This window comes from Rhizobium terrae (genome assembly GCF_003425685.1).
Taxonomy (GTDB): domain Bacteria; phylum Pseudomonadota; class Alphaproteobacteria; order Rhizobiales; family Rhizobiaceae; genus Neorhizobium; species Neorhizobium terrae.
The window spans coordinates 1-13086 of the sequence record NZ_QJKM01000025.1 but is presented as its reverse complement, the minus strand read 5'-3'; the positions used below and the strand labels follow the sequence as shown (position 1 = coordinate 13086).

The 13086-nt window shown below is 61.9% G+C and carries 11 protein-coding genes and 1 pseudogene; 9 read left to right on the top strand and 3 right to left on the bottom strand.

Annotated elements, in window-relative coordinates; genetic code table 11:
• Nucleotides 1–176: 176 nt before the first annotated feature.
• On the top strand, nt 177–974 hold the full coding sequence (locus DMO26_RS30105; RefSeq protein WP_162895121.1) for an alpha/beta hydrolase: 798 nt from the start codon (nt 177–179) through the stop codon (nt 972–974).
• 19 nt (nt 975–993) lie between these two features.
• Here DMO26_RS30105 and DMO26_RS30100 read toward each other — a convergent pair whose 3' ends face one another.
• Nucleotides 994–1713 (bottom strand): GntR family transcriptional regulator, encoded by a 720-nt coding sequence (locus tag DMO26_RS30100; protein ID WP_117196007.1) that lies wholly within the window; start codon nt 1711–1713, stop codon nt 994–996.
• A gap of 125 nt (nt 1714–1838) precedes the next feature.
• Between DMO26_RS30100 and DMO26_RS30095 the strand changes: the two genes are divergently transcribed.
• The 8 genes from DMO26_RS30095 (at nt 1839) to DMO26_RS30060 (ending at nt 12173) form a co-directional block, all read left to right on the top strand.
• On the top strand, nt 1839–2888 hold the full coding sequence (locus tag DMO26_RS30095) for an amidohydrolase family protein (RefSeq protein WP_117196006.1): 1050 nt from the start codon (nt 1839–1841) through the stop codon (nt 2886–2888).
• Between the two features lie 4 nt (nt 2889–2892).
• Nucleotides 2893–3786, top strand: a complete 894-nt coding sequence (locus tag DMO26_RS30090; RefSeq protein ID WP_117196005.1) for a VOC family protein — start codon at nt 2893–2895, stop codon at nt 3784–3786.
• Between the two features lie 31 nt (nt 3787–3817).
• Nucleotides 3818–5395 carry a bifunctional 3-(3-hydroxy-phenyl)propionate/3-hydroxycinnamic acid hydroxylase gene (locus DMO26_RS30085; protein WP_117196004.1) on the top strand — a complete coding sequence of 526 codons (1578 nt, stop codon included), beginning with the start codon at nt 3818–3820 and terminating at the stop codon, nt 5393–5395.
• Between the two features lie 51 nt (nt 5396–5446).
• Nucleotides 5447–6295 carry a fumarylacetoacetate hydrolase family protein gene (locus DMO26_RS30080; RefSeq protein WP_117196003.1) on the top strand — a complete coding sequence of 283 codons (849 nt, stop codon included), beginning with the start codon at nt 5447–5449 and terminating at the stop codon, nt 6293–6295.
• Between the two features lie 84 nt (nt 6296–6379).
• Nucleotides 6380–7366 carry a Bug family tripartite tricarboxylate transporter substrate binding protein gene (locus DMO26_RS30075; protein ID WP_117196002.1) on the top strand — a complete coding sequence of 329 codons (987 nt, stop codon included), beginning with the start codon at nt 6380–6382 and terminating at the stop codon, nt 7364–7366.
• Between the two features lie 35 nt (nt 7367–7401).
• The gene (locus DMO26_RS30070) at nt 7402–8043 is read left to right on the top strand and encodes a tripartite tricarboxylate transporter TctB family protein (protein WP_117196001.1); all 642 of its coding nucleotides are present in this window, start codon (nt 7402–7404) and stop codon (nt 8041–8043) included.
• Nucleotides 8043–9545, top strand: a complete 1503-nt coding sequence (locus DMO26_RS30065; RefSeq protein ID WP_117196000.1) for a tripartite tricarboxylate transporter permease — start codon at nt 8043–8045, stop codon at nt 9543–9545. The genes DMO26_RS30070 and DMO26_RS30065 overlap by 1 nt, the downstream gene beginning before the upstream one ends.
• Before the next feature lie 324 nt (nt 9546–9869).
• Nucleotides 9870–12173: a methyl-accepting chemotaxis protein gene (locus DMO26_RS30060; RefSeq protein ID WP_117195999.1), complete on the top strand. Its 2304-nt coding sequence runs from the start codon at nt 9870–9872 to the stop codon at nt 12171–12173.
• A 115-nt stretch (nt 12174–12288) separates the two neighbouring features.
• Here the strand turns inward: DMO26_RS30060 and DMO26_RS34595 are convergent.
• Both DMO26_RS34595 and DMO26_RS30050 read right to left on the bottom strand, forming a co-directional pair.
• A pseudogene (locus DMO26_RS34595) lies at nt 12289–12432 on the bottom strand (ABC transporter substrate-binding protein); the annotation flags it as partial.
• A 345-nt stretch (nt 12433–12777) separates the two neighbouring features.
• The coding region (locus DMO26_RS30050; protein ID WP_162895120.1) for a transposase at nt 12778–13086 on the bottom strand (309 nt) is incomplete at its 5' end.

Sequence of the window (13086 nt, the reverse complement as noted above, 5' to 3'; positions counted from 1 at the left end):
CGGGATTTTTAATCTTTCAAATACGCATGGGGGAGGAAAACTTGCGATTTTTGTATTGGAGTTTGCTGGCGGGTTTCGCCTTGCCGGCCCATGCGCAGATGTAGGCCAATCCGCCTTCCGTCGCGGAGGGCGTCCGCGCCTTCGGCGACAGGCTTGGCCCGGACGTGGTGAAAGGCGTGACGGAGATCTACAAGCCGCTGCACGAGGCAGCCTCGAAAGAGGGCGTGACCGTTATGAAGGACATCGCCTACGGGAGCGGCGAGCGCCAGAAGCTCGATCTCTATGTCCCTTCGGGTCTTCCCGCCGGGGCGAAAGTCCCCGTCCTGGTTTTTGCGCATGGAGGCGGTTTCGTGCGCGGCGACAAAAAAGACGTTGCCCATTTCGGTACCTATTTTGCGCAGCATGGAATCGTAACCGCGCTGATCAACTACACCTATGCGCCGCAGACGAGCTTTCCGTCCGGCGGTGAGGATGTCGGCAAGGCGGTCGCATGGTTGCGAGAGCATCTGGAAGCGCATCCTGGCAATGTCGGCTCGATCTTCGTGTCGGGCAATTCCGCCGGTGCCACGCACGCGGCGACCTACGGATTTCTGACCTCAGCCGGCAAGCCGGATGACGGCGTGCGCGGTCTAATCCTGATTTCGATACCGACAGCCGATGCGGAAGACCTCGCCCAGCAGGACAAGGTCTATTACGGCGAGGACGCGTCGAAATATCCCGGCATGTCGATCATCCGCCGCGTCGCAGACCGGAAATTGCCGATCTTCCTGGCTGTGGCCGAAAACGACATGCCGTCGATCCAGCGTCAGAACAAGCGGCTCGTCGATGCGCTGTTTGCCCGCGACCGCAGGCTTCCGAACTACAACACGGCGCTCGGCCACAACCATATTTCGATCATCGAACATTTCGATACCGCCGACGAAAGCCTTGGTCCCGATATTCTCGAATTCATCCGCGAAAACGCGGCTAAATGAATTTCCTGTTCGGCTAGGATCAGGCTGGTGGCGTCGTGTCGCCGGCCTCACTTGTTTCCAGATCGGCCCTGATGAATTGGGCCGTCTGGTCGTAGTGCCGGTGCAGCAGACGCACGGCCTCTTCCGTATCGTGTTCGAGAACCGCCTTGGCGATGTCGGCATGTTCCTGGCTGACCTTGCGGACCCGGAATGCCTTGCGGCTGGACAGCGCGCGGTAGCGATTGAGGCGGTCCGCCAGCTGTTCGCAGAAGCCGATCAACGGGCGCGAGCCGCAGCCGCCGATCAGAAGCGCATGAAAGGCACGGTGCAGCCGCTCCCATTCCGGATTGCTTTCGAAACGGTCGGGATTGAGCGAGCGGGGCGCCCGGTCCAGTCGGTGATGCGCGACAAGAAGGGCTTCCTCCCATGCCGGGTTGGCGTTTGCGATCGACTCGCGCAGGGCAAGCCCCTCCACCCAGGACCGGGTTTTCGTCAGCTCTCCCAGTTCTTCCAGACTGATCGGCTTGACGAAGAAGCCGCGCTGCTCCTTGCCGATCACCAGGTCTTCCGTGGTGAGCCGGTTCAGGGCCTCGCGCAACGGCGTCTGCCCCGCTTCGTAATGCTCCATCAGAAAACGCAGCTGTAGCTTGCGGCCGGGCTCGAGCTGAGCCGACAGGATATCCGCCTTCAGCCGCTCGTAGATGCTGGTGGCAAGCGTAGCAGGGGTTTCCAGCCCCTTGTTCGGCGTATCGACGTTCATTTGGCTCCCACGGTTCAAATCAAGTTTTATATACACGACCATGTTCAAATCGCAAAATTTATAAATTCGGGCTTTACGCGTAGAAGTTTGTAGATTATTCAAAAAGCTAACAGAGGAGGACGGGCGTGAGTGAAAGCGTGAAGGCAACGGGTCGGTTCAAGAGCGGCTGCGGTTGCGGCGGCATCGACGTTCACTGTCATGTCGTTCCGGCCCAGTTTCCGCTTGCCCCCGGCGGCGCCTCGATCCGCGGCTGGCCTTCCATGACCCCCGTGAGCGATTGCCACGCGACTGTTATCATCGACGAAAAGCCCTATCGCGCCGTCAGCGATGCCTGCTGGGTTGCCGAACGGCGGCTGGAAGAAATGGACCGCAGCGGCATCGAGATCCAGGCGCTGTCCCCCATGCCGGAACTTTTCGGCTACTGGATCGACGCGAAACCGGCCAAAGATCTGGTGCGCCATGTCAACGACGTGATTGCCGCGCTTGTCGCGGAAGGCAAGGGCCGTTTCGTCGGGCTCGGCGGCCTGCCGATGCAGGACATCGACCTTGCGATTGCCGAACTGCATCGCATCGTCGGCGAACTCGGTTTCCGTGGCGTCGAGATCGGCAGCAACATCAACGGTGTCGCAATCGGTGACCCGCGCTTCCATCCGTTCTTCGCGGAGGCCGAGAAGCTCGGTGCCGCCGTCTTCGTTCACGCGGTGCGGCCGGCCGGCATGGACCGTCTTGTCGGGCCGGCCCCACTGCAGCAGGTTCTCAGTTATCCGACCGATGTCGGCCTTGCCGCCGCATCCGTCATCACCGGCGGGCTGCTGCTGAAATTCCCGAAACTGCGGATCGCCTTCAGCCATGGCGGCGGCACCTTCGCCTCGCTGCTGCCGCGCCTGGAACAGGGCTATTCGGCGTTCCCGGCGATCAGGGAGATCATGCCGGAAGCGCCTTCGGCGCAGGCACGGCGTCTCTACGTGGATACGCTCGTCTTCGACAAGGATACGCTGCAGCGCACAGTCTCGATCTTCGGCGAGGATCGTGTGCTGCTCGGCACCGACTATCCGTTCAATTTCCGCGAGAAGGAACCCGTCGGCCGTATCGGGGAAGCCTTCACCGATACGGGCCTTCGCGGGCGCCTGACATTTGCGAATGCGCGAGCCTTCCTCGCGCTGGATGAGGTTTGACCAGATGACAGACTTTCCCGTCTCCGACCTGCGCAGCGTCGAAATCGGCACGCCTGATCTTGCCAGCTCCGTCGACTTCTATACCCGCGTCTGGGGACTGGATGTGGTGGCCGAAGTCGGCGACAAGGTTTTCCTGGCGGCGACCGGCGACGACTTCCATGTTCTGGAACTGAAGCAGAGCGACCGTGCAGAACTGCGCAAGATCACTTTCCGCGTCCGCTCTGCCGAAGACCTGGCATCGCTGTTTGCCAAAACGGTTGCTGCGGGCTGCACCGTGATGCGAGAGCCGGGACCGGCCGACGCGCCCTCGGGCGGTCAGCGATTCGTCATCCGCGAGCCGCAGGGCTCTGTGCTGGAGTTCGTCCATGGCGACCAGCAAAAGCAGGGCACGATCGTCGCCAGCCGGCCGAACCGGCTTGCCCATGTCAACATCAACAGCGCCCAAATCGAGGCACTTTCGAGCTTCTACCAAGACGTCCTCGGCTTCCGCCTGACGGACCGCTCCAAGCTCATGGCCTTCCTGTGCTGCAATAACGACCACCACGCGGTGGTGCTGGCCGAGGCACCCGCAAACGGCCTGAACCATATCGCTTTCCTGATGCCGGACCTGGAATCCGTCATGCGCGGTTCCGGCCTGGTCGTCGACAAGGGACATCCGATCGGCTGGGGCGTCGGGCGCCACGGACCGGGAGACAATGTCTTCGCCTATTTCATCGATCCGCAGGGCGTGGTGATCGAATACACCGCCGAAGTGCTGCAGGTCGATGACGGCTACCGCGTCCGCGGGCCGGCAGAATGGGTATGGCCGCCCGGCCGCACCGACCATTGGGGCATAGCGCCTCCGAAAAGCGACGCCTGCAAGAAGGCACAGATTTCCATCGGATTTTCCGGCGTCTGACACCGCCGTTCCAGTTTGCAGAGGCTTTCCCGTGACGAACGAGACCGATATTTCGAACCGTTATGACGTGCTGGTGGTGGGCTTCGGCCCAGCCGGCGCTGTTGCCGCCGGCATGCTCGGCGCACGCGGCCATTCCACGCTGGTCGTCGACAAGCTGGCGGGCATTTACGACAAGCCGCGTGCCATCGCGATCGATCACGAGATCCTGCGGCACTTCGACAACATGGGTATTGCCGACGAGGTCCTGCCCTATATCGCACCGTTCACCGCGTCCCAGCACTTCGGCGCGCAGGGACAGCTCATCCGCCGTATCGACATGGTGCCGGAACCCTATCCGCTGGGCTACACGCCGAGCATGGTATTCACCCAGCCGCCGGTCGAGGCGGTGATGCGGAAGCACGCCAAAAGCTTCGATTGCGTGACGGTCGAGCTTGGCACGGAAATGACCAGCCTCGATCCGCAGGCGGACGAGGTCGTCGTGACGCTGAAGGATGCCTCGGACAAGACCCGCAAGGTCGCCGCGAAATACCTGGTCGGCTGCGACGGCGCCTGGAGCCAAGTGCGCGAACAGTCGGGCATGAAATTCGAGGACCTGGTCTTCGACGAGCCGTGGCTGGTGGTCGACGTGCAGGTTCATGAGGACGCCCTGAGCAAGCTGCCGCAGACATCGGCGCAGTTCTGCAATCCGGCACGGCCAACAAGCTATATCATGGGGCCGAAAAACCATCGCCGTTGGGAGATCATGCTCCTGCCGGGTGAAAATCCGCGCGAGATGGAAAAGCCGGAGAATGTCTGGCAGCTGCTATCGCCCTGGCTGACCCCCGAACAGGGCGATCTCTGGCGCGCAGCTGCCTACCGCTTCCATGCACTGGTGGCCGACGACTGGCGCCGTGGCCGCGTGCTGATCGCCGGCGATGCCGCCCACCAGCAGCCGCCCTTCATTGGGCAGGGCATGTGCCAGGGCCTGCGCGACGTTTCCAATCTCGCCTGGAGGCTCGACCGTATCCTCAAGGGCAAGTCGTCCGCAGATCTGCTCGACACTTATACTGTGGAGCGCAAGCGGCATGTCCGCGCGCTGACGGGCAAGATCAGGGCTATAGGCCAAACCATCTGCGAACGCGATCCGGCCGCCGCCGCCGCGCGCGATGCCAAGATCCTCGCCGAAGGTGGGGGCAAGCCGCTTACCATCACCCGCCAGGAAATCGTGCCGCCGATCGAGGAGGGACTGATCGCGTCTGAGGGCACCCCGGCACGAGGGCTGCTCTTCCCGCAGCCGGCGATCGTCGAAGGCGCGTCTTCGCGCCTGCTGGATTCGTTCACCGGACCGGAATGGCGGCTGGTCCTCGATGGTCGCCGGATCGGGACGGGCGAGGGCGAAGCACTGGCTGAAGCGATCGACGGAATCGTGATCAGGGCCGTTGCCCCTCAGGGCGACGACAAAGCCGACCCGACCGCACTTCGCGAAAAGGACGGCGTACTTTCCGCCTGGTTCGATCGCCATGGCGCGATCGCCGCGATCGTCCGCCCGGACCACTACGTTTTCGGCGCAGCACAGAATGTCGAAGCGCTTCGCCAGCAGATAACCGACCTCAGCGCCCGCCTCGCCTGACGGCTTCAGATGATGCGCTTTCGATAAAGATACCCTTGCAGGAGTAAGACAATGAGACTTTCCACCGTCAAGATCGCCGGCCGCACCACCTGGGGCGTCATCGAGCGCGAAACCTTCCGCGACGCAGGCGCAGCACTCGCCGGCCGGTATGCCGACCTCAAGGCAGCGATCACCGCGAATTTCGCAGGCGTTGCCGAAGCCGCCGCTTCCGCCGCCGCCACGCCGACCGCCGAAGTCGAATGGCTGCCGGTCGTGCCCAATCCCGACAAGATCCTCTGCGTCGGCCTGAACTACGAGACGCACCGCAAGGAAACCGGCCGCAGCGAAGTCGAAAATCCGACGATTTTCTCGCGTTACGCCAATAGCCAGACCGGTCATCTCGCACCGATCATCCGACCGAAGGTTTCGACCCATCTCGATTTCGAGGGCGAGCTCGCCGTCATCATCGGCAAGCCGGGCCGTTATATATCGCGCGCCGAGGCCATGAGCCACGTTTCGGGTTACGCCTGCTACAACGACGGCAGCGTTCGTGACTTCCAGTACCACACGCACCAGTTCACGCCGGGCAAGAATTTTCCGGATACCGGCGCATTCGGTCCTTGGATGATGACGCCGGACGAGCTCGGCCCGCTGGCAGACCTGCGCCTGCAGACCCGCCTCAACGGCCAGGTAGTACAGGACGCGACCTTTGCCCAGATGATCTTCGATATCGCCCGCCAGATCGAATATTGCTCGAGCTTCACGCGCCTGGAAGCCGGCGACGTCATCGTCAGCGGCACGCCCGGCGGTGTCGGCGCCAAGCGCAACCCGCCGCTGTGGATGAAGGCGGGCGACGTGGTCGAAGTCGAGATTGATCGCCTCGGCATCCTGCGCAACCCGATCACGAACGAACCGCACTGATACAACTTGTCGCGGGGGCCGGCCGGGAGAGGTGGACCGTCCCATGTGAACCACTGGACTATTTGACTTCAACGGGAGGACGACATGTCGAAATTTTCAAGACGCATTTTCATGGCAGGCGTCGCTGCTAGCTTCGCTCTGGCCAGCGGTTCTGCCCAGGCGGCTGACTGGCCGCAACGGCCGGTTACCGTGGTCGTGCCGCAGGCGGCCGGCAACAGCCCTGACGTGCTATGCCGCATCATCACGGACAAGCTGTCGCGCGCGCTCGGCCAGCAGTTCATCGTCGAGAACAAGGCAGGCGCTGCCAACGTGGTAGGCATGCAGTCCGTGGCTCGTGCCACCAATGACGGCTACACGTTCGTGTTCGCCACCTCGGCCGCGCTGGTCACCAACCCCTATACGATCAAGGCGCTGTCCTACGATCCGATCAAGGATTTCGTACCGGTCGCCATGGTGGCGAAGAGCCACCATGTGCTTCTCGTCAATCCGAAGGTCAAGGCAAACAACCTTGCCGAACTGATCGCGCTCGAGAAGCAGGCACCCGGCTCGCTGAGTCTTGCGGTCGACGGACCACGCAATATTTCCGGCCTGATCGCCCAGGCGATCAACAAGGATGCGGGCACGAAAATGGTGCTGGTTCCCTATAACACGATCTCCAACGCCGTGCAGGACACCATCAGCGGCCGCACGCCGGTGACGATCCAGTCGGCTTCCGTCGTCGAACCGTTCATCAAGGACGGATCGCTGCGCCCGATCGCGGTTGCCGGCAACCAGCGTATCGCTTCGCTTCCCGATGTGCCGGCGATTTCCGAAACGCTGAAGAGCGTCGAGCTGCAGGGCTGGTTCATGATCATGGCACCGGCAGGAACGCCGGCCGCGATCGTCGAGACGATGAGCAAGGCCGTTGCCAAAGCCATTGCCGAGCCTGACGTGCTGGAGCGCGCGCCGACCCTCGGCTTCGAGATGGAGAAGGGCGATAACACCACGCCGGCCGGCGCCAAGAGCTTCCTGGCTGCGCAATACGCCTATACCGGCCAGATCCTCAAGGAACTCGGCGTCGAGCCGAACTGAGGCCGGACCAAAACGGACCCAGGAGGAGGCGGACAATGAACGAGATTAAGAATGCGACGGGGAGGAGCACGATTCGTGCTCCTCAAAACCTCGCTGGCGGACTGGCGCTTGTGGCGGTTGCCGCGCTGGCGCTGTGGCAGCTCCGGGACCTGACTGCCGGTTCGCTTTCGGAGATGGGATCAGCCCTCATGCCGCGGGCGCTCGCCGTCGGGCTCGGTCTGATGGGTCTCGCTCTCGCCGTCTCGGCTTTCCTGCGGCCCGGCCTCATCATCGAGAGGACGGAGCTTCATGGCCCCGTTCTCGTCCTTCTCGCCATCGTCTTTTTTGCCGTGACGATCCGGCCGTTCGCCATCGGCCCGGTCACCATACCCGGCCTCGGGCTGATCATTTCGGCGCCGGTGGCCATCGTCATCGCCGGTCTTGCGACGCCCGAAGCCCGGTTCCGCGAACTCGTGGCGCTCGCGCTCGGACTGACGCCGTTCTGCATGCTGATGTTCGGCGATCTTCTCAACCTGCCGATCCCGATCTTTCCGGCATCCCTGATCGGTTCCTTCCCCGATGGCTGGTCGCAGAAGGCGGTCCTGCGCATCACCTCGGCTGTGATGCTTGCGGCGACAGTCGTCGTCTTTGTCACCGACAGACAGAAATCCATATCCGATCAGGGGAGTGAGGGCTGATGGACACGCTGATTTCCAATCTCTCGCTGGGTCTTTCGGTCGCACTCGGCCTCCAGAACCTCGCGCTTGCCTTTCTCGGTTGCCTCGTCGGCACGCTGATCGGCGTCCTGCCCGGCGTCGGCCCGGTGGCGACCATCGCCATGCTCCTGCCGATTACATTCAGCCTCGACCCGACCGGCGCGCTCATCATGCTCGCCGGCATCTATTACGGGGCCCAGTATGGCGGATCAACGACCGCCATTCTCGTCAACATTCCCGGCGAGGCAACCTCGGTCGTCACCGCGCTCGACGGCCACGCCATGGCGCGCCGCGGCCGTGCCGGTGCGGCGCTCGGCATTGCGGCGCTCGGCTCGTTCTTTGCCGGCACGGTCGCGACGATCTTGATTGCGGCAATGGGCGCGCCGCTGACGCGGGTTGCCCTGCTGTTCGGGCCGAGCGAATATTTCGCGCTCATGATAATGGGCCTCGTCTTCGCCGTGGTTCTGGCTGGAGGTTCGCTCCTCAAGGCCGTGGCGATGATCATGCTCGGACTGCTGCTCTCCACCGTCGGCACCGATCTCGAAACCGGCGACCAGCGAATGACCTTCGGGCAACCCTTCCTCTGGGACGGCATCGATTTCGCCGTGCTGGCCATGGGTGTCTTCGGCGTCTCGGAAATCCTGCGCAATCTCGGTCAGTCTGAGGACCGCGACGTGGTGCGCGGCGCAATCAGTCGTCTCCTGCCCAACCGGAAGGAACTGCGCCAGTCCGTGGCACCCGTGGTGCGAGGCACGCTTCTCGGCTCGGCCTTCGGCATCCTGCCGGGCAATGGCGCGATTCTTGCCCCGTTCGCCTCCTATGCCGTTGAAAAGAAGCTCGCCAAGGACCCCAGCCGGTTTGGAAAAGGCGCGATAGAAGGTGTCGCCGGCCCAGAATCGGCCAACAATGCCGGCGCCCAGACCTCGTTCATTCCGCTGCTCACGCTCGGCATTCCAGCCAATGCGGTGATGGCGCTGATGGTCGGTGCGATGACGATCCACGGCATCATTCCCGGACCGCAGGTAATGACAGGCAATCCGTCACTGTTCTGGGGCATGATCGCGTCCATGTGGATTGGCAACCTGATGCTGCTGATCATCAACTTGCCGTTAGTCGGTCTCTGGGTCCGGCTGCTGAAAGTTCCTTACCGGCTGCTATTCCCAGCCATCCTGGTCTTCTGCTGCATCGGCATCTATTCGATCAACTCGCAGCCCACCGATGTGCTGCTAATCGGCCTCTTTGGATCCCTCGGCTTCCTGCTGATCAGGTTCGGCTTCGAGCCGGCGCCCATGCTGCTCGGCTTCGTGCTGGGAAAGTTGATGGAGGAGAACCTGCGGCGAGCGCTGATTCTGTCGCGCGGATCGCTCTCGACATTTGTCACCGAGCCGATTAGCGCCGGCCTTCTCGCCGTGTCAGTCATCTTACTTGTGATCGCCCTGGTACCAAACATTCGCAAAGGACGAGACAAGGTGTTCAGTGAATAATTTTTCTCCGAAATTTCGCAAGAACATAGCCATGATCAGGCTGCTTTCTGACCCGAAACGCGATCGTGCGAACTCTCTACCGGTCGCACAGAACTATATTCCCACCCCGCCCGGATCTGCGCCTGCTGAGATTAGAAGGAATACCGATGATCTGGCAGGCTCTTATCTGACATCCACCATCGCGTCGTCAGATTCATTCCACGTCATTTCCGTGCCGAAATAATCAAGTCTAAATTAATTTATAACCATCTGATTTTATATTTGCCTCCTGGATCGGGCGACAATCGAGTTTGCGTGCCCGGGGAGTTTCTATCAGGGGTTTGCATGACCAGATTGTTGTGGTCTCTTTCTTTTCGCGCGCTTTTGACGGTCCTTGCGATCGTACCGTTGGCGGCTGTTGCAGTGCTTGGTGCGACCGTCATCCGAGACGAATTCCGAAATTACCAGAAGCTGAGCGGCGCAGCAGCGCTGGAGCGTCTGGCCGGAGCAGGCGGACAGCTCATGCTCGCCCTGCCGGTGGAAAGTGCATCCTCGCCCGACCAGCGCGCGCAGATGCGCCAGAAGACGGATGTTGCCTATAGGGCGGTCGTGACGAGCTATGGCGACGTTATTGCGGCCGGGTACGACGATCAGATCCTGTCGGGCATCAAGCGTGGCCTGGACGAGCGATATGCAAAGCTCGCTGAGTTCCGCTCCAAGGTGGATGCTGGCACGATCGATGCCATGACGCCGCTCCTCTACATGCAGCCGATTTCCGCAGCGTCGATCCAGGTTACGGCGCGTGCCGGTAACATCATGGAAGATCGGGACCTCCAACAGGGCGTCACAGGCTACAATGCATTTCTGCAATTCAACGAAGGTTATCTGGTCCTGAACCGGATCGGCATGCAGTACGTCAAGAACGGGACCTTGTCGCTTGAGGAGTTCGCGCGCCTCGGCGCCGCGACGACCCAGATTCGCATCTATGGCCAGCTCGTGCGCGAGTTCGTCAACCCTTCCGTCGTGGCGCGGCTGGATACCTTCATGCAGTCTCCTGCCGGGCGCGTGCTTCAGCAGAAGATCGACGATATGTCGAAGAATACCGCCTATACGCCGGCGCCCGCTGATCTGGAAACCTGGACCAAGACGATGGCGGAGCGCCGCGATTTCGTCGGGCAGTTGCTGGTCGATACCGCAGGCTCCGTCCACGCCAAAGCCGTGTCAAAGCTTGAGGACGCCCATTCCTCGCTGGTGACTGCGCTGACGGTGCTCGGTGCGTTCGTCATCGCGGCGATTGTTCTGTCGGTCGCGATCGCGCGCCTGTTGTCCAAGTCGATCCGTCGGATCGGGGAACGGATGTCGAGCCTTGCGGCGGGTAATACGGAAGAGGCTATCCCCTATGCAGACCGCAAGGACGAGATCGGCCATATGGCGCGCTCCGTGGAGGTTTTCCGCGAGGCCGCAATCCGCAACCATCAGCTCGAGGCGGAAGCAGACGCGAGCCGTCGCCGTTCGGAAGCCGAGCGGATCGAACTGCAGCAGGTGACTGAGGCGGAGGCCGAAGCCCGCCTGACGCAGGCGACCGGCGCACTGGCCGCCAACCTTCGCCGTCTGGCCGCAGGCGACATGCAGTGCGAGTTGCACGATGCCCTGGCCCCGCAGTTCGAAGGTCTGCGCCATGACTTCAATACGTCGGTCCGCCAGCTGCGCGATGCGCTCCTCAGCGTGGGCAACTCAGTTTCGACCGTCAACAGCGGTTCGAAGGAAATCTCGGACGCTTCCGACAATCTGTCGAAGCGCACCGAACAGCAGGCCGCCTCGCTGGAAGAGACCGCTGCAGCACTGGAGGAAATCACCTCCAACGTCGTCTCGACGTCGAAGCGCACCGCCGAGGCCCGCGATGTCGTGCGGGATGCCCGCATCCGCGCCGACCAATCCGGCCAGGTGGTCCGCAATGCGGTCGCAGCCATGGAGCGGATCGAGAAGTCGTCGCAGCAGATCGGCCAGATCATCGGCGTCATCGATGAAATCGCCTTCCAGACCAACCTGCTGGCCCTGAACGCCGGCGTCGAAGCCGCCCGTGCCGGTGAAGCTGGCAAGGGGTTTGCGGTCGTCGCCCAGGAAGTGCGCGAACTTGCGCAGCGTTCGGCGAATGCCGCCAAGGAGATCAAGGGCCTGATTTCGAACTCGGCCGTGGCCGTGTCCGAAGGCGTCAAGCTGGTCAGCGATACCGGCGAGGGGCTTGCGGCCATCGAACAGCTTGTCCAGACGGTGACGTCGCATATGGATGCAATCGCCACGGCAGCGCAGGAACAGTCGGTCGGCCTTGCGCAGGTCAACACCGCCGTCAACCATATGGACCAGTCGACCCAGCAGAATGCCGCCATGGTCGAAGAGATGAATGCTGCCGGTGCGGGTCTTGCACAGGAAAGCTCCAAGCTGAGCGATCTTCTTTCGCAGTTCCAGTTTGGCCATGCCGGCGCATCGAGCCAGCTGGGCGACACCGCCGCCCGTATGCGTGCCCCCGCACCGGCAACACAGGCTCGCCCGGTCGTTGCCGCACCGAGCCGTCCGGCGATCTCCCGTGCACCGGTCTCGCGCGGCAACACAGCCGTCGCACAGGCAACGGATGACTGGCAGGAATTCTGAGAAAGCCATTTGGGCGCCGCTGTGTATTCTCTTGAGAAGCACGGTTCGCCGGAGCGAAAGAGGGGCGGCATGTGCCGCCTCTTTTATTTTCTGGGTGCCTGCAGATCACGACCCCTTACCGGGCGGGATCCTTCACCGCCTCATAGGTCTTGAACTCGTTGTTGTAGAGCTCGCCATCGATCCGCTCGACCTTGCGCATGTAGATGTTCTGGACGATGTCGCCGGATCCGGCATTGATCGTCACCGGTCCACGCGGTCTGGCAATTTGGGTGCCCTTGGCTGAGCCAAACCGACCCGTCGCAGGTTCGATCCCGTTGTCTTCTCTATTCGGCGTGGTGAGGTCAAGCACCTTCTGACTGTCCGTAGCTATGGTGATTGATGTCTTCGCAGTCTCGCGCTTCTCTCCGGGCTCGGCCTGCGTGGCCCTCCCATTATGGGATCAGAAGAATGAGGCGGAACAATCTAATCGGCGATCTGATCGCAATAAACGACCGTACCAAGACAACCGCGCGAACTCACCCCATCCATCGTCCTGCGAAGGACATCTTTCCACCGGCAGCGGAATTTTCTTGTCTCCTTTGGTTCTTGTCACCTTGGTTGCTAGCTACGTAGCAACAGGCAAGCTCTCCCGTGTCCAGCAGAATTCGGTTCCATCGCTCCACATGCGATGCATGATCACCGCAAGCCGTCGCGCCAACGCGACAACCGCCTTTTGCCTGCCGCGGCGTCTGGCGATGTTCATCGCCCACGCTTTTAGCCACGACCATTTCTTGACGTTTACAAGCAGGACTTGTGCTGCCTCGTACAGCAGGGATCGCATCATCGCGTCACCGCAACAGGATACTCGCCCAACCCGTTTGCTTTCACCAGACTCGTTCAGTCTCGGCGTCAGCCCGAGCACAGAACCGACCGC

What these genes read in the sequence shown, in the direction of transcription:
- DMO26_RS30080 (WP_117196003.1), top strand. Translation starts at nt 5,447, where the DNA reads ATGAGACTTTCCACCGTCAAGATCGCCGGCCGCACCACCTGGGGCGTC.
- DMO26_RS30090 (WP_117196005.1), top strand. Translation starts at nt 2,893, where the DNA reads ATGACAGACTTTCCCGTCTCCGACCTGCGCAGCGTCGAAATCGGCACG.
- DMO26_RS30060 (WP_117195999.1), top strand. Translation starts at nt 9,870, where the DNA reads ATGACCAGATTGTTGTGGTCTCTTTCTTTTCGCGCGCTTTTGACGGTC.
- DMO26_RS30100 (WP_117196007.1), bottom strand. Translation starts at nt 1,713, where the DNA reads ATGAACGTCGATACGCCGAACAAGGGGCTGGAAACCCCTGCTACGCTT.
- DMO26_RS30075 (WP_117196002.1), top strand. Translation starts at nt 6,380, where the DNA reads ATGTCGAAATTTTCAAGACGCATTTTCATGGCAGGCGTCGCTGCTAGC.
- DMO26_RS30070 (WP_117196001.1), top strand. Translation starts at nt 7,402, where the DNA reads ATGAACGAGATTAAGAATGCGACGGGGAGGAGCACGATTCGTGCTCCT.
- DMO26_RS30065 (WP_117196000.1), top strand. Translation starts at nt 8,043, where the DNA reads ATGGACACGCTGATTTCCAATCTCTCGCTGGGTCTTTCGGTCGCACTC.